The 16,945-nt window shown below is 73.7% G+C and carries 18 protein-coding genes and 1 tRNA gene; 10 read left to right on the forward strand and 9 right to left on the reverse strand.

Features of this window, described 5'->3' with window-relative positions; genetic code table 11:
• Nucleotides 1-2: 2 nt before the first annotated feature.
• A complete protein-coding gene (locus NRK68_RS11020; protein WP_030841164.1) occupies nt 3-425 on the reverse strand; it encodes an organic hydroperoxide resistance protein in 423 nt (140 codons plus the stop codon).
• A 66-nt stretch (nt 426-491) separates the two neighbouring features.
• Nucleotides 492-1,514, reverse strand: coding sequence for an NADP-dependent oxidoreductase (locus NRK68_RS11025; protein WP_257855692.1), 1,023 nt, complete (start codon nt 1,512-1,514; stop codon nt 492-494).
• A gap of 96 nt (nt 1,515-1,610) precedes the next feature.
• On the opposite strand from NRK68_RS11025, the gene NRK68_RS11030 reads away from it, so the two are divergent.
• Nucleotides 1,611-2,033: a MarR family winged helix-turn-helix transcriptional regulator gene (locus NRK68_RS11030; protein WP_183065238.1), complete on the forward strand. Its 423-nt coding sequence runs from the start codon at nt 1,611-1,613 to the stop codon at nt 2,031-2,033.
• 84 nt (nt 2,034-2,117) lie between these two features.
• On the opposite strand, the gene NRK68_RS11035 is transcribed toward NRK68_RS11030, so the two are convergent.
• The gene (locus NRK68_RS11035) at nt 2,118-2,828 is read right to left on the reverse strand and encodes an SCO2400 family protein (RefSeq protein WP_257855693.1); all 711 of its coding nucleotides are present in this window, start codon (nt 2,826-2,828) and stop codon (nt 2,118-2,120) included.
• Nucleotides 2,829-2,906: 78 nt separating this feature from the next.
• On the opposite strand from NRK68_RS11035, the gene NRK68_RS11040 reads away from it, so the two are divergent.
• A complete protein-coding gene (locus NRK68_RS11040; protein WP_257855694.1) occupies nt 2,907-3,491 on the forward strand; it encodes a hypothetical protein in 585 nt (194 codons plus the stop codon).
• Between the two features lie 27 nt (nt 3,492-3,518).
• On the opposite strand, the gene NRK68_RS11045 is transcribed toward NRK68_RS11040, so the two are convergent.
• Together NRK68_RS11045 and NRK68_RS11050 are read right to left on the reverse strand one after the other, a co-directional pair.
• Complete coding sequence (locus tag NRK68_RS11045) at nt 3,519-3,944, reverse strand: hypothetical protein (RefSeq protein ID WP_257855695.1); 426 nt, start codon at nt 3,942-3,944, stop codon at nt 3,519-3,521.
• An 88-nt stretch (nt 3,945-4,032) separates the two neighbouring features.
• Nucleotides 4,033-4,743, reverse strand: coding sequence for an esterase/lipase family protein (locus tag NRK68_RS11050; RefSeq protein ID WP_257855696.1), 711 nt, complete (start codon nt 4,741-4,743; stop codon nt 4,033-4,035).
• A 221-nt stretch (nt 4,744-4,964) separates the two neighbouring features.
• Between NRK68_RS11050 and NRK68_RS11055 the strand changes: the two genes are divergently transcribed.
• Both NRK68_RS11055 and NRK68_RS11060 read left to right on the forward strand, forming a co-directional pair.
• Nucleotides 4,965-6,002 carry a rod shape-determining protein gene (locus NRK68_RS11055; RefSeq protein ID WP_030957548.1) on the forward strand — a complete coding sequence of 346 codons (1,038 nt, stop codon included), beginning with the start codon at nt 4,965-4,967 and terminating at the stop codon, nt 6,000-6,002.
• Nucleotides 5,999-7,489, forward strand: a complete 1,491-nt coding sequence (locus NRK68_RS11060) for a sensor histidine kinase (RefSeq protein WP_183065243.1) — start codon at nt 5,999-6,001, stop codon at nt 7,487-7,489. The genes NRK68_RS11055 and NRK68_RS11060 overlap by 4 nt, the downstream gene beginning before the upstream one ends.
• A 103-nt stretch (nt 7,490-7,592) precedes the next feature.
• On the opposite strand, the gene NRK68_RS11065 is transcribed toward NRK68_RS11060, so the two are convergent.
• Complete coding sequence (locus NRK68_RS11065) at nt 7,593-8,033, reverse strand: Lrp/AsnC family transcriptional regulator (protein WP_183065244.1); 441 nt, start codon at nt 8,031-8,033, stop codon at nt 7,593-7,595.
• 70 nt (nt 8,034-8,103) lie between these two features.
• Between NRK68_RS11065 and NRK68_RS11070 the strand changes: the two genes are divergently transcribed.
• Together NRK68_RS11070 and NRK68_RS11075 are read left to right on the forward strand one after the other, a co-directional pair.
• On the forward strand, nt 8,104-8,766 hold the full coding sequence (locus tag NRK68_RS11070) for a LysE family transporter (RefSeq protein ID WP_183065245.1): 663 nt from the start codon (nt 8,104-8,106) through the stop codon (nt 8,764-8,766).
• A gap of 323 nt (nt 8,767-9,089) precedes the next feature.
• Nucleotides 9,090-10,439: a carboxyl transferase domain-containing protein gene (locus NRK68_RS11075; protein ID WP_257855697.1), complete on the forward strand. Its 1,350-nt coding sequence runs from the start codon at nt 9,090-9,092 to the stop codon at nt 10,437-10,439.
• 37 nt (nt 10,440-10,476) lie between these two features.
• Here NRK68_RS11075 and NRK68_RS11080 read toward each other — a convergent pair whose 3' ends face one another.
• On the reverse strand, nt 10,477-11,298 hold the full coding sequence (locus NRK68_RS11080) for a helix-turn-helix domain-containing protein (protein WP_183065246.1): 822 nt from the start codon (nt 11,296-11,298) through the stop codon (nt 10,477-10,479).
• Nucleotides 11,299-11,346: 48 nt separating this feature from the next.
• Here NRK68_RS11080 and NRK68_RS11085 point away from each other — a divergent pair, with 48 nt between their 5' ends.
• Nucleotides 11,347-11,709, forward strand: a complete 363-nt coding sequence (locus tag NRK68_RS11085) for a cupin domain-containing protein (protein ID WP_183065247.1) — start codon at nt 11,347-11,349, stop codon at nt 11,707-11,709.
• Between the two features lie 119 nt (nt 11,710-11,828).
• Here NRK68_RS11085 and NRK68_RS11090 read toward each other — a convergent pair whose 3' ends face one another.
• Nucleotides 11,829-13,091 (reverse strand): MFS transporter, encoded by a 1,263-nt coding sequence (locus tag NRK68_RS11090; protein WP_257855698.1) that lies wholly within the window; start codon nt 13,089-13,091, stop codon nt 11,829-11,831.
• Nucleotides 13,092-13,306: 215 nt separating this feature from the next.
• On the opposite strand from NRK68_RS11090, the gene NRK68_RS11095 reads away from it, so the two are divergent.
• On the forward strand, nt 13,307-14,464 hold the full coding sequence (locus tag NRK68_RS11095; protein ID WP_183065249.1) for a carboxylate-amine ligase: 1,158 nt from the start codon (nt 13,307-13,309) through the stop codon (nt 14,462-14,464).
• A gap of 342 nt (nt 14,465-14,806) precedes the next feature.
• On the opposite strand, the gene NRK68_RS11100 is transcribed toward NRK68_RS11095, so the two are convergent.
• Nucleotides 14,807-14,890, reverse strand: a tRNA-Ile gene (locus tag NRK68_RS11100).
• Nucleotides 14,891-15,072: 182 nt separating this feature from the next.
• On the opposite strand from NRK68_RS11100, the gene NRK68_RS11105 reads away from it, so the two are divergent.
• Nucleotides 15,073-15,504: a hypothetical protein gene (locus NRK68_RS11105; RefSeq protein ID WP_257855699.1), complete on the forward strand. Its 432-nt coding sequence runs from the start codon at nt 15,073-15,075 to the stop codon at nt 15,502-15,504.
• A gap of 200 nt (nt 15,505-15,704) precedes the next feature.
• Nucleotides 15,705-16,934 carry a helix-turn-helix domain-containing protein gene (locus NRK68_RS11110; RefSeq protein ID WP_257855700.1) on the forward strand — a complete coding sequence of 410 codons (1,230 nt, stop codon included), beginning with the start codon at nt 15,705-15,707 and terminating at the stop codon, nt 16,932-16,934.
• The last annotated feature ends 11 nt before the right edge of the window (nt 16,935-16,945 follow it).

Genomic DNA, 16,945 nt, shown 5'->3' on the forward strand with positions numbered 1-16,945 from the left:
GATCAGACGGCGAGCTCGACGGTGATGTTGCCGCGGGTGGCCTTGGAGTACGGGCAGACCTCGTGGGCCTTCTCGATGAGCTCCTTGGCGGTGGCGGCGTCCACGTTCGGGATCACGGCGGAGATCTTGACGATCAGGCCGAAGCCGTCGTCGTTCTTGCCGATGCCGACCTCGGCGGTGACCGTGGAGCCGGAGATGTCGGCGTTCACGTTCTTGGCGACAACGCCCAGGGCGCCCTGGAAGCAGGCGCTGTAGCCGGCGGCGAAGAGCTGCTCCGGGTTGGTGCCGGCGCCGCTGCCACCGAGCTCCTTGGGCGGGTTCACGACGACGTCGAGCCGGCCGTCGTTGGTGGCGACGCGGCCGTCACGGCCGTTCTCGGCGGTGGCCACGGCGGTGTACGCGACGTCGGACTGCTGGATGGACATGAAGAATGTTCCTCCTGGTGATCGCCGCGACTCGCGCCCACGGGCCACGACGGTTGTGGGGTGAGCCTAACCGGTGAAGGAAACGATCATCTTTCCGGTGTTCTCCCCGCGGAGCATGCCGAGGAAGGCGGAGGTGGCGTTCTCCACGCCCTCGACAACCGTCTCGTCGTAGCGCAGCTCACCGGAGCGCAGCCATCCGGCGACGTCCTGGACGAACTGCTGCTGGAGTCCGGCGTGGTCGTTGACGAGGATGCCCTGCAGGCGCAGCCGCTTGCCGATGACCTGCATCAGGTTGCGCGGGCCGGGGGCGGCCTCGGTGTCGTTGTAGTGGGCGATCGCTCCGCAGAGGGTGGCGCGGCCGTTCACGTTCATGGAGGAGATGGCGGCCTCCAGGTGGTCGCCGCCGACGTTGTCGAAGTAGACGTCGATGCCCTCGGGGGCGGCGGCGGGCAGCTGCTCGGCGACGGGGCCGTTCTTGTAGTTGAAGGCGGCGTCGAAGCCGTACTTCTGCGTGAGGAGCGTCACCTTCTCGTCCGAGCCTGCGGAGCCGACGACCCGGGACGCGCCCTTGATCTTCGCGAACTGGCCGACGAGACCGCCGACCGCGCCCGCGGCGCCGGAGACGAAGACGGAGTCGCCCTCCTTGAAGGAGGCGACCTCGAAGAGGCCGGCGTAGGCGGTCAGGCCCGGCATACCGAGGACACCCAGGTAGGTGGAGAGCGGGGCGAGCGAGGCATCGACCTTGGTGGCGTGCTTCGCGTCGAGCTCCGCGTACTCGCGCCAGCCCAGGCCGTGCAGGACATGGTCGCCGACGGCGAAGCCCTCGGCGCTGGAGGCGACGACCTCGCCGACCGCGCCGCCCTCCATCGGCCGGTCGAGCTGGAAGGGCGGGATGTAGGACTTCACATCGTTCATCCGGCCGCGCATGTACGGGTCCACGGACATGTGCAGGTTGCGCACGAGGATCCGGCCGGCGGCGGGCTCGGCGTTCACGGGCACCTCGCGCAGGGCGAAGTCCTCGGCGACGGGCCAGCCCTGCGGGCGACGGACGATGTGCCACTCGCGGCTCACGGCGGGGATCTCAGACATTGCGGCGCTCCTGGTCAGAACGAAATTGCTTCACTGGGTGAAACAACCATGCGCCTGGATATTTCATGTTGTCAAGTAAATGGGTACGCTGGATCCATGCCCAGTCATCGCGCAGACCCAGTGACCGTCGAGGTCGTCGAACTCATCGGTGACGTCGTGAGCCGGTACCACATGGAGTACGAGCACGCCGCAGCCAGCCATCAGCTGACCGGCGCCCAGGCCAAGGTGCTGAACCTGCTCGCCCTGGAGCCGACACCCATGCGCCGCATCGCGCAGAAGCTCCGGTGCGAGCCCTCGAACGTGACGGGCATCATCGACCGGCTGGAGAGCCGCGGTCTGGTGGAACGCCGTCCGGATCCCGCCGACCGGCGGGTCAAGCTGGCCGCCCCCACCGAGGAGGGGCTGCGGACGGCGGAGCGGCTGCGCGAGTCGCTGGACTTCGCGCGCGAGCCGCTGGCCGGGCTGTCCCCCGCGGAGCGGGCCGTACTGCGGGACCTGCTCAAACGGATGCTGGGCTGATCCGGGCCCGGGGGGAGGTGCCCGACCCCGATCCGCGGACGTCTGCATGACGGCCCCGGCGGCCCCCGCTGCCCCCGCGGCCGCTCAGAACCAGCCGCAGAAGATCCAGCAGTCCTTGGTCGGCTCGGGCGCCGGCGTGCCGGTCGAGGTCGGGGTGGGGCTGCCGCCGGGTGACGGCGAACCGGAGCCACTGCCCTGTACGGACGTCCCCGGACCGGGAGTGCGGGACGCCCGCACCGACGAGGTGGGGGCGGGGGAGGACGCGGCGCCGGTCGGACCGGGCTGTGCGACGCTCTCGGAGGGCGCCGGGGAGCCGGCCTTCTTCGTGGCCGCGACCGGGGCCTTCACGGTGGCCTTCCCCGGGCCTGTGGGCGCGCCGGCCGTCGGGGCGTCCGGCAGCGGAGCGGGCTCCCGGGGTGCGTCGTCCGTCAGGACGACGTCGGAGGCCCGGTCGGTGCGCTCCCCGTCGGCGGCCATGCCCGCCACGGTCAGGGAGGCCGCGGCGGCGAGCAGCACCCCGAGCGAGAGTGACACCACGGTGCGGCGGCGGCGCCGGTTCGCGGCCCGGCGGCGGGCGCCGGACCTGCGCCCGTCCGGGGCGGACAGCACCACGAGGGAGTCGGCGAACACGTCCGCCAGGGCGGCCGGCGGTTCGGCGGCGGGCCCCTCGACCGCGGGCTGCTGCGGCGGCCCGGCGGTGGGGGCGGCGGGTATCAGGTACTCGGCGGGCGTTCCGCATCCGGCGCACGCCAATGCGCCGTTGAGGTGCCTCCGGCAGGCGTGGCAATAGTTCATGGCGCCCGCAGGCTACGCGCTGGGAGACAACATCCGGATCCCGAGAACGTAAGGATCCTGTGTGGAATCGTTCCCTCCATGACTTCTTTCGGGCCGGCCGCGTTCCAGTTGGTGCTGCTGCGGCGGATGGCGGACTTCCAGCCGGACCTCGCCGACGAGGCCCGCCGGCGGCTGGGCGCCTCGCTCGCGGACCAGCGGGAGGCGAACAAGCGCTGGCAGGCGATGGTCCGCTCACCGCGGTCGCGCGGGGCGCTGACCCGGTACCGCTCGGTGCTCGGACCCCCGGAGTCCACCGGGCACCGCGCGATCGGCGACCTGGAGTGCGAGGCCCTGCAGTGGCCGCTGCCGCTCTGGCCGGACCTGCGCTTCGAGGTGCTGGCCGCGCCGGACGGAGCGGTGTGGAACGAGTGGCTCGTGCGGGCCCCGGGCGCGCGGGGGCCCGTACTGGACTCGCCGGACGACCTGCTGCCCTGGTCTGCGACGGTGGACGAGGTGGCGCGGGCCTTCGCGCCGGTCCGGCCGATGGAGGGCACCGCGCCGACCCGCTGGCGCCTCGCCTTCACCGCGCGGGGGCGGCCCTGCGTGGCGGAGTTCACCTACGGCCTGCTCCAGCGCGTGACCACGACCCAGGACGTGTCGGCCCGGCCCGCGAGTCCGGCATGACGGCGAGACGCCCGTGGCGGACACCCCCTAGCGGCAGGCGGCGCGGGCGGTGCGGGTCATCCGCCGGAGCGGCGACAGCGCGTACCCGGCCATCAGGTACCCCGCGCCGGCCGACAGGGGGCCGAGCACGGCCAGGACCGGCAGGGCCGACAGGAACAGCGGGTCGTGGGCGCGGTCCCGGCCGGGGGACTCGCAGGAGGGCGGCCCGCCGTTCGCCGACGCCGGGCAGCGGGCGGCCGCCAGGGCGACCGGGCCTTCCGGGCCCACTTCGAGCAGGGGGCCGTTGCCCCTGCTCACGGCCTGCTCGGCCAGCAGGAGGGTCACGGCCAGGAACGCCGTCCCGGCCAGCATGAACACCCCGCCGTACAGGCAGGTGAGGCGCAGACGGGTGACGGGACGCCGCGGCGGCGCGGGCCGTGCGTCGGTGGTGCGGGTGCGGACCCGGTCCGGCATCGGTGCTTCCCCCTCAGGATGCGGCGGCCTCCCCCACTGTCGCCCGTATCCCCTAAACAGCGCGTCAGCAGCACTCGCCGCGCGCCTTCTAGGAGGCGAGGAAGGCGCGCACCCCGGCCGAGGTCGCGTCGTCGCCGAGCAGGTCGTTGTGTGCCAGGCAGCCGACGGGCGTGTTGGTGGCGCCCGTGAGCGGGACGCTGTCGTCCGGGTTGATCACCTCGTCGCAGTCCGACCAGAAGGTCGCGTACTTCACCGCGCCCGGGGTGGCGTCCCCGCTGCCCAGGTTCTTCACCACGTACGACCCGGGGGTCATGTCCCGGCACGCCTGGTCCCACAGGGCGCAGGCCCACGCGGTGGAGGTGCCGCGGTTGGGGCCGGCCAGCGACACCCAGTGATCCACGGTGTCGGTGCCGCCGCCGAACTTGACGTACCAGCGGCTGACCAGCGAGCCGAAGGAGTGCGCCACGAGGTCGACCGTGGCGGCGCCGGTCTCCCGGCGGACCTGCTCGACGTAGGTGCCGAGCCGCCCGGCGAGGACCTCGTTGACGGACTGGTGGGTGTCGTAGCCGAAGGAGAACAGCTCCGCGTCGGTGTACCCGTCGGCGCGCAGGTCGGCGCGGAGGGCTCCCCAGACGCCGGGGTCGGCGTTGTAGCCGTGCACGAAGACCACCGGGCTGCGCGGTGATGCCCGGTCAGCGGCGGGGGCCGGGCCCCGGCCGGAGGCGTGGGCCGCGGCGGAGGCCGTGAGCGCCAGGCAGAGCGCCAGGAGCGCGATCAGTCCCTGTCGTACCGTCAGCATCGGTGCCCCCTTACCTTGTTACGCGCGAGTAGCGCGTGCGGTGCGGGCATGGTGGTGCCTGTCGGTACAGAAATCCACCCCCATGCAGGCGCGGCACGGCCGCGACACACCCACGACCGGAGCATTACAACGGGCGGATAGCCCGAAATGCCCGAGATGATAGGACAAGCGACCGGCACTCCGCCGGTCCTCTTGCGTCAGCGCTCTCGGGAGGTACTGCCGTGACCGTCAGTCTTGAGCAGTTGCGCCGCTGCCACGTCGCCGTCGACCTGGGGGCGGCCAGGACCCGCGTGTACGTCAAGGGCGCCGGCCTCGTGGTCGACGAACCCAGCGTCGCCGCGGTCAACACGCGCACCGGCGCACTCATCGCCGTCGGCACCTTCGCCGAGCGGATGACCGGCCGCACGCCCGACTACATCAGGGTCGTGCGCCCCGTCTCCGGCGGCACCGTCGTCGACATCGAGATGGCCCAGCGGATGCTGCGCCACCTCCTCGGCGAGAAGCTGCGGCGCGCCCTGCGGCGCAAGCCCCGGCTGCGGGCGGCCGCCTGCACCCCGCACGACGCGGACCCGCTCGCCCAGCGGGCCGCCGTGGAGACCCTGGTCGGGCTCGGGGCGCGGCGCGTCGAACTGGTCGACACCCTGATCGCGGCGGCCGTCGGCTGCGGACTGCCCGTGGAGCAGCCGACCGCGACGATGATCATGGTGTGCGGGGCCGCGGCCACCCAGGTCGCCGTCCTCTCCCTCGGCTCGATCGTCACCGCCCAGCGGATCCCCGTCGGCGGCGAGGCCATCGACCACGCCGTCGTCCAGCACCTGCGCCACGCGCACGAGCTGATGCTGCCCAGCCAGGCCGTCCGGCCGCTCCAACTGGCCCTGCACGGCAACGGCCTCACCTCCGAGGGGCCCGCGTCCACCCTCATCCACGGCCGTGACGTGGCCACCGGCCTGGCGCGTTCGGTCCATGTGGACACCGCGGCCGTGCGCGACGCCATCCACACCCCGCTGACCGCCGTCCTCGACGGGATCGGCAAGGTGCTGCGCGACTGCCCGCCCGACCTGGTGGCCGACCTGACGGACCGGGGAATCATGATGGTGGGCGGCAGCGCCCTGCTGCCGGGTCTGGACCAGATGCTGCGGGACGCCACCGGAATGCCCGTCGCCATCGCCGAACGGCCGGACGTTTGCGCCGTACTGGGGCTCGGCGCGATGCTCGAAGGGAAGATCGCACCCATGGTCCTCAACCCGCTGGCCGGATGACGGACGCAGGTCAGGAGAGGCCCGCCGACCGGTCCGACGAGGACCCGGCGGGCCTCCCCGCGCTGGAGGCCGTACTGGGCGTCGGCTCCGCACCGGAACTGCGCGCCACCCTCCAGCGCATCGTGGACTCCGCGGCCGAGCTGTGCTCGGCCCGGTACGGCGCGCTCGGCATCCTCGACCCCGAGCGCGTCCTGGTGACCGCGCTGTTCACGTCGGGCCTGACCGAGGAGCAGCGGGCAGCCGGCCTCCCGCCCGGCCACCCGCCCGGCCCCCCGCCCGTGCACAGCTTCCTCGGCGTCCCGATCCGGGTCCACAACGAGGTCTTCGGCAACCTCTGCCTCACCGGGAAGCGTGACGGCGGCCCCTTCACCGAGGAGGACCTCGCGCTGGTGCGCGTCCTGGCCGCGCAGGCCGGCACAGCGATCGGCAACGCCAGGCTGTACGAGACCGCGCGCCGCCGGGAGCGCTGGATCGACGGGGCCGCCGCCGTGACCACGACCCTGCTGGCGGGACGCCCCGCGGCGGACGCCCTGAGGTGCGTGGCCGAACGGGCCCGGGTGCTCGCCGACGCAGCGGCCGGGGTGGTCCTCCAGCCGACACCCGAGGGCGGTATGAAGATCGTGGCCGCCTCCACCCAGGGGGATCCCGGGGACCTCGTGGGGACGGCCATCGCCCCCGGATCGCCGGTACTGGAACAACTTCTGGGCGGCGAACCCGTCTTCGTCGACGACTCGGCCACCGACCCGCGGATGACCACGCACGTCCGGATACGGTTCGGGCCGAGCATGATGCTTCCGCTCCGGAGCGGCGGCCGGCTGATCGGCACCCTGGCCCTGCCGCGCGCCCGGGGCGGCCCGGTGTACGACGCGGTGGACCGGCTGCTCGCCTCGCAGTTCGCCTCGCAGGCCGCCCTGGCCCTCGTCCTGGCCGACGCCCAGCACGACCGGGAGCAGCTCGCGGTGTACGAGGACCGCGACCGGATCGCGCGGGACCTGCACGACCTGGTGGTCCAGCGGCTCTTCGCCACCGAGATGATGCTGGAGAGCACGCGGCGGCGCGCCGAGAACGCCCCCTCCGGGGACCCCGTCGGCGACGAACTCGCCCGCGCCGTCGACGAGCTGGACTCCACGATCCAGGAGGTCCGCACGGCCATTTTCGCCCTCCAGCAGCCGCCGACCGACGCCCCGACCACCTTCCGGGGACGGGTCCTGCGCGAGACGGACGGCGCGGCGGTCCTGCTCGGCTTCCAGCCGGCGGTGCACTTCGCGGGCGCGGTGGACGCCCTGCTCCCGCCGACCGTGGCGGGCGACCTGCTCACGGCCCTGCGCGGCGCCCTCGCCGCCGCGCACCGGCGCAACGGGGTCGCCTCCGTCGAGGTGGTGGTGGACGCGTCGTCCCCGGGCCGGGTCCGCCTGACCGTGACGGACGACGGGCGCACGGAAGCGGGGGCGCGGGGCACGACGGTGACGTGGGAGTCGGCCCTCTGACGGCGACGGCGCGGCCGGCCGGCTGGTGGCCTGGCGGCCTGGCGGCCTGGCGGGCCGGGGGTACGGCCGCCCGGGAGGGTGTGTCGGAGAGGACCGATGGGTGTCAGGGGCGGCCGGGGCGGTCGGCCGCGCGCAGGGCGATCCGGGTGTTGGAGTGGGCCACCCCGGCCTCCCGCTTCAGGCGGCGCAGCAGGCCGTCGAGGGCTGCGGGGTCGGCGGCCCGGGCGCGTACGAGGTAGTCGTGCGCGCCGGTCACATGGACGACCTCGGTGATCCCGGGCAGCCCCGCGACCCGACGCTCGAACTCCTCGTTGGTGGTGTCCTGGCGGAGGGTGACGTCAATGAAGACAACGAGACCGCCGGCGGTGTCGGCGGCCGGGTCCACCACGACGGTGAACCCGAGGATCACCCCGTCCCGGCGCATCCGCCGCACCCGGTCCGCGGTGGCGTTGGCGCTGAGGCCGACGCGGACGCCGAGATCGCGGTACGAGATCCGCGCATCCTGCTGCAGGATGCCGAGGATTTCCCTGTCGAGGCGGTCCATGCCGCGATTCTCGCAGCCGCACCCGGTATTCGCGTCCATAGCGCGGGGATGAAGCCCGACCCTCGCCCGTATGAGCGAACTGATGACACCGGCCCTGGCGGGTGCCGCCGCCGGTCTGGGCGTGGCGATGCCGATGGGTGCGATGAGCGTGCTGCTGCTCCAGGAGGCGATGCGGCACCGCCGGACGGCGGTGGCCGCGGCCACCGGCATCGCGGTGGTCGACCTCGGCTACGCGGCCCTCGCCACCGCCGTCGGCCCCTGGGTGGCCTCCCACGTCGCCCCCGTCGAGGCCTGGGTCCGGCTGGTCTCGGCCGTGATCCTGCTGGCCATCGCGGCCCACGGCCTCTCCGGAGCCCGCCCGAAGCCGGCGGTCCCGCCGGTGCCGGATCCCGGGCAGGACGCCGGCACCGGGGGCACCACGCGAACGGCCACCGGCCTGCGGCCGGCCAAGGCGTTCGCCCGCTATGTCGCCCTGACCGCGATCAACCCCACCACCGCCCTCTACTTCGCCGCCCTCACCACCGCCCAGGGCGCCGCCCTCGGCTCCGGCCCGTCGGGGGCCGCGTTCCTCGTCGGCGTCGGCGCGGCCTCCCTCCTCTGGCAGCAGGCCCTCGTCGCGCTCGGCTCCCTCGCGGGCGCCCGCATCTCCGCCACCGCCCGCGTCTGGACCTTCCGCCTGGGCTACGGCCTGGTCGCCGCCTACGCGCTGAAGATCGCCCTGCCGCTGCCGTGACCGCCTGTCGGCGCCGCGGGGCGCCGGTCGCCGCCGTCGTGCCCGTCGCCCCGGCCGCGGCCTTCGTCACCTCGGCCGTGGGCGCCGCCACCTGCGCACCGGCTCGACGGGCTGTGGTGCGGGGCCGGCGGTCCGATCGGCCGAAGCCTGGGCGCCCGGCGCCGGCCCCGTCTGCCCGAGAGGGCGCTGCGGCTGCTGCGCGCCGGCCTGGCGACGGCCGTCGGGGCGCCGTACGCCGTCCGGTTCGCGGGCTGACCGTCGCCGACCGGCCCAAGTACTGTCGCCCGGAGACGACTTCGACCGATCCGACCTGGGGTGCACCCGTGACGACGACCCGCCTCTCGGCCCGCGCGGCCATCGCCTCCGTGACCGACCCCGGCACGTTCGCCGAACTGCCCGCACCCCACCGGGAGTCCCCCACCGACGGCCCGCTGGCCTGGTCCGGGTACGACGCCTCCCGCGCCCGCGCCGCCGAGCGCACCGGCGAGCAGGAATCCGTCGTCACCGGCACCGCCCTCATCGGCGGCCGCGAAGCCGTCCTGATCTCCTTCGAGTTCGGCTTCCTGGGCGGTTCCCTGGGGCAGCGCACCGGCGACCGGCTCGAAGCCGCGTACACGCACGCCCGCGAGCAGCGCCTGCCCCTGGTCTCGCTCATCGCCACGGGCGGCTCCCGGATGCAGGAGGGCATGCTCGCGCTGACGCAACTGCAGCGGGTGGCCCGCCAGAGCGTCCTGACCCGGGCCGCCGGGCTCCCCCAGCTCGCCGTCCTGCGCGACCCGACCACCGGTGGCGGCTGGGCCACCCTCGGGGCCGGCGCCGACGTGGTGCTCGCGCTGCCCGGCGCCCAGGTCGGCTTCGCCGGGTCCCGGGTGCGGCCGGCCGACGCGGACCCGGCGGCGTACAGCGCCGAAGGCCAGTACGCCGCCGGGCACGTCGACGCCGTGGTCCCGGCCGCCCACCTGCCGGGCACCCTCGCGCGCTGGCTCCGCGTCCTGGCCGCGCCCCGCTCCGGCGAGCCGGTCGAGCCCCCGGCCGCACTGGCCGACGTACGCCCGCCCGCCACCGGATGGGACGCGGTACGGCAGGCCCGCGAACCCGGCCGGCCGCGTGCCGAGGCGTACCTGGACGCGTACTTCGAGCTGCGCCTGCACCTCTCCGGGGACCGGGCGGGCGGCACGGACCCGGGGATGCTGTGCGGGCTCGGGCTACGGGAGGGCCGGGCCGTGGCCTACGCCGCCCAGTGCGGGACGGCGACCCGGCCGGCGGGGTACCGCACGGCCGCCCGCGTGGTCCGCCTCGCGGACCGGCTCGGCATCCCCGTCCTCACCCTGGTGGACACCCCGGGCGCGGCCAACGACGCGGCCGCCGAGCACGCGGGCGCCGGCCCGGCCATCGCCGACGCCTTCGCGGCGCTGGCGGCGGCCACCGTCCCCGTCACCACCCTCCTGATCGGCGAGGGCGGTTCGGGCGGCGCCCTCGCGCTGGCCGCCCCGGGGAACACCTGGGTGACCCCGGACAGCTACTTCTCGGTCATCGCCCCGGAACTGGCCGCGGCCATCCTCAAGCGCCCCCCGTCGGCCGCCCCAACCACGGCCGACCAGCTCCGCATCCGCCCCCAGGACCTGGTCTCCCTGGGCGTGGCCCGCGGCATCGTCGGCCCGGCGCCCGCCTGAAGCGGACGGCCGCCCGCCCGAGGCGCACTCGGCTCACTCACACCGGACCGGACCGGGCGAAGCGGGCCGGGCTGGTTCCGACGTGCCGTGCGAAGTGCCGCGCGAGATGGGCCTGGTCGTAGAAGCCGGCCTCGGTGGCCGCCTCGGCCGGCCTCGCCCCCGCCAGCAGCAGCCCCCGCGCGACCGCCACCCTCCGACCCGTCAGGTACGCGTGCGGCGGCAGCCCGAAGGCCGTCCGGAAGCTGCGGATCAGATGGGTGGGGTGGACGTGGCCGAGCCGGGCCGAGGCTTCCTCCAGGGTGATCCCGGCGACCACTCGCGCGTCCAGCAGCTCGCGCAGCCGTACGGCCAGCCGCGCACCCGGCGCCGCCGCGGTCGCCACCGGCGGCCCCCCGCGGCCCGCCAGCCACCCGTGCAGCCGCTCCTGCACGAAGGCCAGCCGCGACTGGGCCTCCAGGGGGTCCCGCTCCCCCAGCGCCACATGCAGCCCGTGCACGCGCTCGCGCAGCGCGGGATCGGCCAGCAGCGGCGCGTCCACGGCGGCTCCGGTCAGCCGCTCCGGCAGCACCGAGGTTTCCAGGTACAGGACGCGCTTGCGGAAGCCCGCCTCGGTCACGGTCCGCCCGTCGTGGACCACCCCGGGCGGCAGCAGGACCACCGCGTCCGACACTCCGGCGCCGTGCCGTTCCCGGTCGAGGCCGAAGTCCACCCGCCCGCCGTCCACGATCATCAGCGCCCAGGTGTCGTGCACGTGGGCCGGGTACGCGTGCTCGGTGAAGCGGGCGTGGAAGACCTCGGCGATGCCCGGCACCGGCGGCTGCCAGGCGCTGACGGTGCTGCGCGGACGTATCGCGGCCATGTCAGGAACGTACAAGACCCCCCGCGCACCGGCCGCCAGGCTGTCCGCATGACGACACAGAAGATCGACATCGCCGGGAAGCTGGCCGGCTTCACCGAGCAGTGGGCACCGCGCCGCATCGCCCGCGTCAACGACTACGAGGTCAAGGTCGCCAGGGTCCGGGGCGAGTTCGTGTGGCACACCCACGAGGACACCGACGAGCTCTTCCTCGTGGTCGCCGGCACCCTGACGATCCGCCTGCGCGACGGGGACGTGGTCCTGGGACCCGGCGAGATGTACGTGGTCCCGCGCGGGGCGGAACACTGCCCGTCGGCGGACGAGGAGGCCCACATCCTGCTCTTCGAACCGTCCGGCACCGTCAACACCGGCACCACGGGCGGCGAACGCACCCGCGAACCGGTCGACGCGTAGGTGGCACCGCGACCGGACTCCGCGCGGGGCCGGCCACCCGCGGCCCCACCGGGCCCGGCACGACAGCCGTCGCCCCGGACCGCCGGGGCCGGCGGTCGCGGCGGGCCCGGCGACAGGGCTCAGGCCTGGGGAGAGTGCGCGTCGTAGCGGGCGAAGTTTCGCCAGCGCAGGGCCAGCAGGCCCACCACCAGCACGCAGGCCAGCCCGCCGCCCGTGACCGCGACAGCCGGGGAGGTCAGGTCGCCGACGGTCCCGGCGAAGAAGTCCCCGAGCCGGGGCCCGCCCGCGACGACCACGATGAAGACGCCCTGGAGCCGCCCCCGCATGTCGTCGGGGGTGGCGGCCTGCAGCATGGTGGTGCGGAACACCATCGAGACGGTGTCCGCGTACCCGGCCAGCGCCAGGAAGAACAGCCCGAGCCACAGGTGCCGCGTGAGGCCGAACACCGCGATGGCCAGGCCCCATCCGGCGACGGCGAGCAGGATCGCCAGCCCGTGCCGCCGGATCCGTGCCTGCCAGCCGGAGAACAGCCCGCCGAGCAGCGCCCCGGCGGCGATCGCGGCCATCATGAGGCCGACCGTCTTCGCGTCGTCCCCGTACCAGAGCACGGCGATGGCGGGGAACAGCGCCTTCGGCTGGGCCAGCACCATGGCGGCCATGTCGGTGAAGAACGTCATCCGGATGTTGGGCCGGGTGCCGAGGAAGCGCAGTCCGTCGACGACGGAGGCCCGGCCCCGCGCGCCCTCCGCCCGGTCCGGCTTCATCGACGGCAGCCGCCACATCGCGTAGAGCGCGGCGGTGAAGGTGACGGCGTCGATCAGGTACGCCCACTCGTATCCCCCGAGGGCGACGATCAGGCCGCCCAGGGCGGGGCCGACCATCGTCCCGAAGGTCATGGTCACGGAGTTCAGGGCGTTGGCCGCCGGCAGCTGTTCCGCCGGCAGCAGCCTCGGGATCATGGCGGACCGCGCCGGGCCGGTGAGCGCCCCGCAGACGGCCTGGAGCGCGACGACGGCGTACAGGAACCAGACGTGGTGCCGGCCGAGCAGTGCGGCCACGGCGAGCGCCACCGACAGCCCCGCGGCGCCGAGGGAGCTGTAGAGGCCGAGCTTGCGCCGGTCCACGGTGTCGGCGATGGCCCCGCCGTAGAGGCCGAAGACGATCAGGGGGACGAGGGAGAAGAGCCCCACCAGCCCGACGGCGAAGCTGGAGCGGGTGATGTCGTAGACCTGGAGTGAGATCGCGAGGGCGGTCATCGCCTGGCCGACCCAGGAGATCGTCCCGCCCAGCCACAGTCTCCGGTAGTCCGGGGACGTGCGCAGCGGGGTCAGGTCGGCGAACAGCCTGCGTCGGGGGCGGGTTGGCGCACTGGTACGAGTCACATCGGATGATAAGCACCGGCCCGTCGGCGCCCCCAGGGTGCGCCCGCCCGCTTCACCCACCGGCAACAGTCGCCCCATCCTGCTCCGGGCTCCCGGCACGGGCGGCTCGTTGCCGGTAACTCGCCACTATCACCGGACATTTGACTGATTCGCCGCGCGCTCCTCCCCTCGTGTTCAGCTCATGATGAAAAGACTCGTATGTCCAGGGAGGCGTAGTGATCGATCCTGGCAACAGCACCACGAGCACCGGCACGACGCAGAACACGGTGCGCCCCACCGTGCCCCTCACCGTCGGCGTCGAGGAGGAGTTCCTGCTCGTCGACGCCCGCACCCTCCGGGTGGTCCCCGCCGCCCCGCTCGTCCTGGCGACGGCCGCCGGGCTGCCGGGCGAGATGCATCCCGAGGGCACCCGCTACCAGGTGGAGATATCCACCCCGGTCGCCGACTCGGCGTCCTCGCTGCGCGCCGAGCTCGCCGCGCTGCGGCGCACCCTCGGCCGGGCGGCCCGCGCCCACGGCTGCCGGCTCCTGGCCGCGCCCTCGCCGGTCGTCGCGGTCGACGGGCCGCTGCACCTGACGGATGACGAGCCGCGCCAGCGCGAGCAGCACCGCCGCTTCGGCGCGCTCACCGACACCCTGGTCAGCTGCGGCCGCCACATCCACATCGGCACGCTCGACGTGGACACGGCGGTGGCGGTGTCCAACCGGATCAGACCATGGCTGCCCACGCTGATCGCGCTGGCCGCCAACTCACCGTTCTGGGGCGGCCGCGACACCGGTCACTGCAGCTGGCGGGCGATGGCCTGGTCCGGGTGGCCCTCGGCGGGCCTGCCTCCGCACTTCACGTCCACGGCCCACTTCCGGCGCTCCGTGCAGACCCTGCTCGGCTCCGGGGCGGCCCTGGACACCAAGATGGTCTATTGGGACCTCCGGCCCTCCGGGCACTGGCCGACGCTGGAGTTCCGCGCACCGGACATGTCCCCGGGCGTCGACTCGGCGGTCCTCCAGGCCGAACTGGCCCGCGCGCTGGTGGCCACGGCGCTCCGAGAGATCGCCGAGCAGCGCCCGGAGCCGGCCGTACGGGACGACGTACTGCGCCTCGCGCGCTGGCGGGCTGCCCACGACGGCCTGGAGGGCTTCGGCCTCGACCCGTACACGGGCGCGGAACTCCCGGCGGCCGACCTCGCGGAGGCCCTGCTGGACCTGGTCGCCCCGGAACTGGCCGCCGCCGGTGACCTGGACCACGCCGCCAAGACCCTCGCCGGGCTCCTGCGCGACGGCTCGGGCGCCCACCGCCAGCGCACGGCCTACGCCCGCCGCCAGGACCTGACGGACGTCCTGCGCCACCTCGTGGACGAAACGGAGGACTTCTAGCGGCTTCCAGCGGCCCGGCGCGCCGAAACCGGATCCGCCCCGCACGCGGATCCGGACCGCTCCATGGCGTAACGGCGGAGGGGCCGGAACTCCAGCAGCGGCGGATCTCCCTCGCGGTGGCCACCGACGTGCTCCCGCTGCTCGGCCGCCGGCGCCGCCGCGCCGCCGGCGCCGCCGCGCCGCCGGCCACGCCCCCGGCCGAGCGGACCCGACGCCCACCCGGGCGGGACCCCCCATCCCGCGCGGGCCCCGCCGCCCCGCCCGGCCGGGCCTGAGGCCGCGTGCCCGCCCCGGAAACGCCGAAGCCGCAGGTGCAATCGTTTCTGCACCTGCGGCTTGCGGTGGGGCGGGTGGGACTCGAACCCACGGCCGACGGATTATGAGTCCGATCGAGGACGATCCGGAGGATGCCGCCGGGTGATCCACTCTGTCGTTTTGGCTGGTCACGGCCCACGTGCGCCGCCTCGACGTGACGATCTCTGCCTCCTCTTTCCGGTGCGTCCGTTCCCATCGGTTCCCAGCCTGTTCTCACGCTGAAGTCGCGCCGGGGTTCACCCTTTTGGCCAATCGCCAGCAGCAGCTCATGACCGCCAGGCAATATCCCGGCCATGACTACCCACGAGCTCGTTGCCGTTTGCGATGCCTGCGAGGCACCGATCGCTGACGGTCAAGGACGCATCTGGATCGACTACGGCAAGATCATGAAGCAGCAGGAGGCTGTCCGGACCTGGGAAGCCGAGACGAAGGCAGCGGCCCCGCCTGGCACTCGAACCGTTGTCAGTTACGGCGATATCTTGAGCCATCCGGATGCGGTCCGCTGGTGCGCCCACCACGCTGCTTGCGATCCCGATATCGATGCCAACGCGTACTCAATCGAAGTTCATCGGCTCAGGACATGGGCTGACCTTGCTCACTGGACTGCACATCTCATGGGCAAGCCCTGGCTTCCTGCCACGGACTGGAAGAAGGTTCTTGAATCTGCGGCGCACGGGGTTGGTACACGCATCAACCCCGTGAAGCGGCCCATCGTGCACGCGTAGAGCTCGCCAGGCTAGACAGGCACCACGGCGTCGACTCCCGTCCAACGTGAGGTGCCCCCTGCGGTAGCCCTGCAACGCAAAGGCGATGCTGCGAGAGGGTCGAACAGCAGCGCCCAACGCCCCGCCTCGGTACGGTGCTGGTGAGCGGGCCCGGTCTGAGAGACCGAGGACCTGACCGCCGAAGTGCAGGGGGTGCACTGATGCTGGAGGAAGCCGAGGAGATCGGTCGTCGTGTCCGGCGGGCCCGGCTGCGGCTCGGGATGCCGCAGGCAGACCTCGCCGCAGCCTTGGGGAAGACTCAGGGCTGGGTGTCCAAGATGGAGCGCGGCCTGATCGAGCTCGATCGGGTCGGGTTGTTGAACCTCGTCGCCGCCGAGCTACACGTCCATCCCAATGACCTGATCGGCCGGCCGTACGCGAGTAGCCCCGCCGAGAATCAGTGGCAGGTCTCGGCGGCATCCATCCTGCGTGAGCTGCGCCGCTATGACCTCGCTCCGATCTTCGACGGCGCCCCGCGCGCGTCCGGTGAGCTGTGGCGGGACATGACCCGCCTGCACCGCCTGCGAGATGCGGCGGCCAACACGGCGATCCTTGCCACCCTCCCCGACCTTCTGCGCGAGGCCCGCGCCCTGGCCGAGGCCGCGACGGGCCACGAGCGCGAGGAGGCATTCGCGATCTATGCCGTAGCGTGCAAGTTCGCCCACACCGCCGCGCACGCCTTGGGGCACCCCGAACTCGTCGCGATGGCCGCGGAGCGCGCCGCATGGGCGGCACGCCTCTCCGCCGACCCCGTCATGCCCGCCCTCGCCGACTGGATGCGCGTTTGGGACATGTGGGCCACCGCCGATTGGGACGACTCGATCACCCTGTCCGACAAGGCCATCGCCAGCGTGCAGCGCGAGTACGAGCTCGGCGAGCCGCTTGCCCTACGGATGTGGGGCACGCTCCACCTGCGCGCCGCCGTCACCGCGGCCCGTGCCGGCCGACCGGCCGAGGCCGACGAGCGGATCAACCACGCCCGCGACGCTGCCCGCAGAATGACCGGCCATCACAACCCACCGATCTACGACCGCCATTCGGTCACCTTCTCCCCCGGCAACGTGCAGATCCACGCGATCAGCGTCGCCCTGGAGACCGGCGAGCAGACCAAGGCCCTCGCCATAAACCGTCGCACCGCCCCCGAGCTCGTCGCCGCCCTTCCCAACTCCCGCCAGGGCCATCACCACATGGACCTCGCCCGCGCGTGGCTGTGGGACGGCAACCGCGACCGCGCGCTCGCCGAGCTGGAGACCGCGGAGCGGATCGCCCCCCAGCTCGTACGGAACCATCCGATCGCCCGGTCGACCCTCCGAGGCATCGTCTACGCCGAGCGAATCGCTACCCGCGAGAAGCTGCGCCGCATGTCAGACCGCTTCCACCTGGACGGATGAGGGCGGTATTC

It is taken from the genome of Streptomyces yangpuensis (assembly GCF_024666385.1).
Classification (GTDB): Bacteria; Actinomycetota; Actinomycetes; order Streptomycetales; family Streptomycetaceae; genus Streptomyces; species Streptomyces yangpuensis.

Bases quoted from the DNA above. Each gene is read 5' to 3' on its own strand.
- NRK68_RS11020 (WP_030841164.1), bottom strand. From the start codon at position 425: ATGTCCATCCAGCAGTCCGACGTCGCGTACACCGCCGTGGCCACCGCC.
- NRK68_RS11025 (WP_257855692.1), bottom strand. From the start codon at position 1,514: ATGTCTGAGATCCCCGCCGTGAGCCGCGAGTGGCACATCGTCCGTCGC.
- NRK68_RS11030 (WP_183065238.1), top strand. From the start codon at position 1,611: ATGCCCAGTCATCGCGCAGACCCAGTGACCGTCGAGGTCGTCGAACTC.
- NRK68_RS11035 (WP_257855693.1), bottom strand. From the start codon at position 2,828: ATGAACTATTGCCACGCCTGCCGGAGGCACCTCAACGGCGCATTGGCG.
- NRK68_RS11040 (WP_257855694.1), top strand. From the start codon at position 2,907: ATGACTTCTTTCGGGCCGGCCGCGTTCCAGTTGGTGCTGCTGCGGCGG.
- NRK68_RS11045 (WP_257855695.1), bottom strand. From the start codon at position 3,944: ATGCCGGACCGGGTCCGCACCCGCACCACCGACGCACGGCCCGCGCCG.
- NRK68_RS11050 (WP_257855696.1), bottom strand. From the start codon at position 4,743: ATGCTGACGGTACGACAGGGACTGATCGCGCTCCTGGCGCTCTGCCTG.
- NRK68_RS11060 (WP_183065243.1), top strand. From the start codon at position 5,999: ATGACGGACGCAGGTCAGGAGAGGCCCGCCGACCGGTCCGACGAGGAC.
- NRK68_RS11065 (WP_183065244.1), bottom strand. From the start codon at position 8,033: ATGGACCGCCTCGACAGGGAAATCCTCGGCATCCTGCAGCAGGATGCG.
- NRK68_RS11070 (WP_183065245.1), top strand. From the start codon at position 8,104: ATGAGCGAACTGATGACACCGGCCCTGGCGGGTGCCGCCGCCGGTCTG.
- NRK68_RS11080 (WP_183065246.1), bottom strand. From the start codon at position 11,298: ATGGCCGCGATACGTCCGCGCAGCACCGTCAGCGCCTGGCAGCCGCCG.
- NRK68_RS11085 (WP_183065247.1), top strand. From the start codon at position 11,347: ATGACGACACAGAAGATCGACATCGCCGGGAAGCTGGCCGGCTTCACC.
- NRK68_RS11105 (WP_257855699.1), top strand. From the start codon at position 15,073: ATGACTACCCACGAGCTCGTTGCCGTTTGCGATGCCTGCGAGGCACCG.
- NRK68_RS11110 (WP_257855700.1), top strand. From the start codon at position 15,705: ATGCTGGAGGAAGCCGAGGAGATCGGTCGTCGTGTCCGGCGGGCCCGG.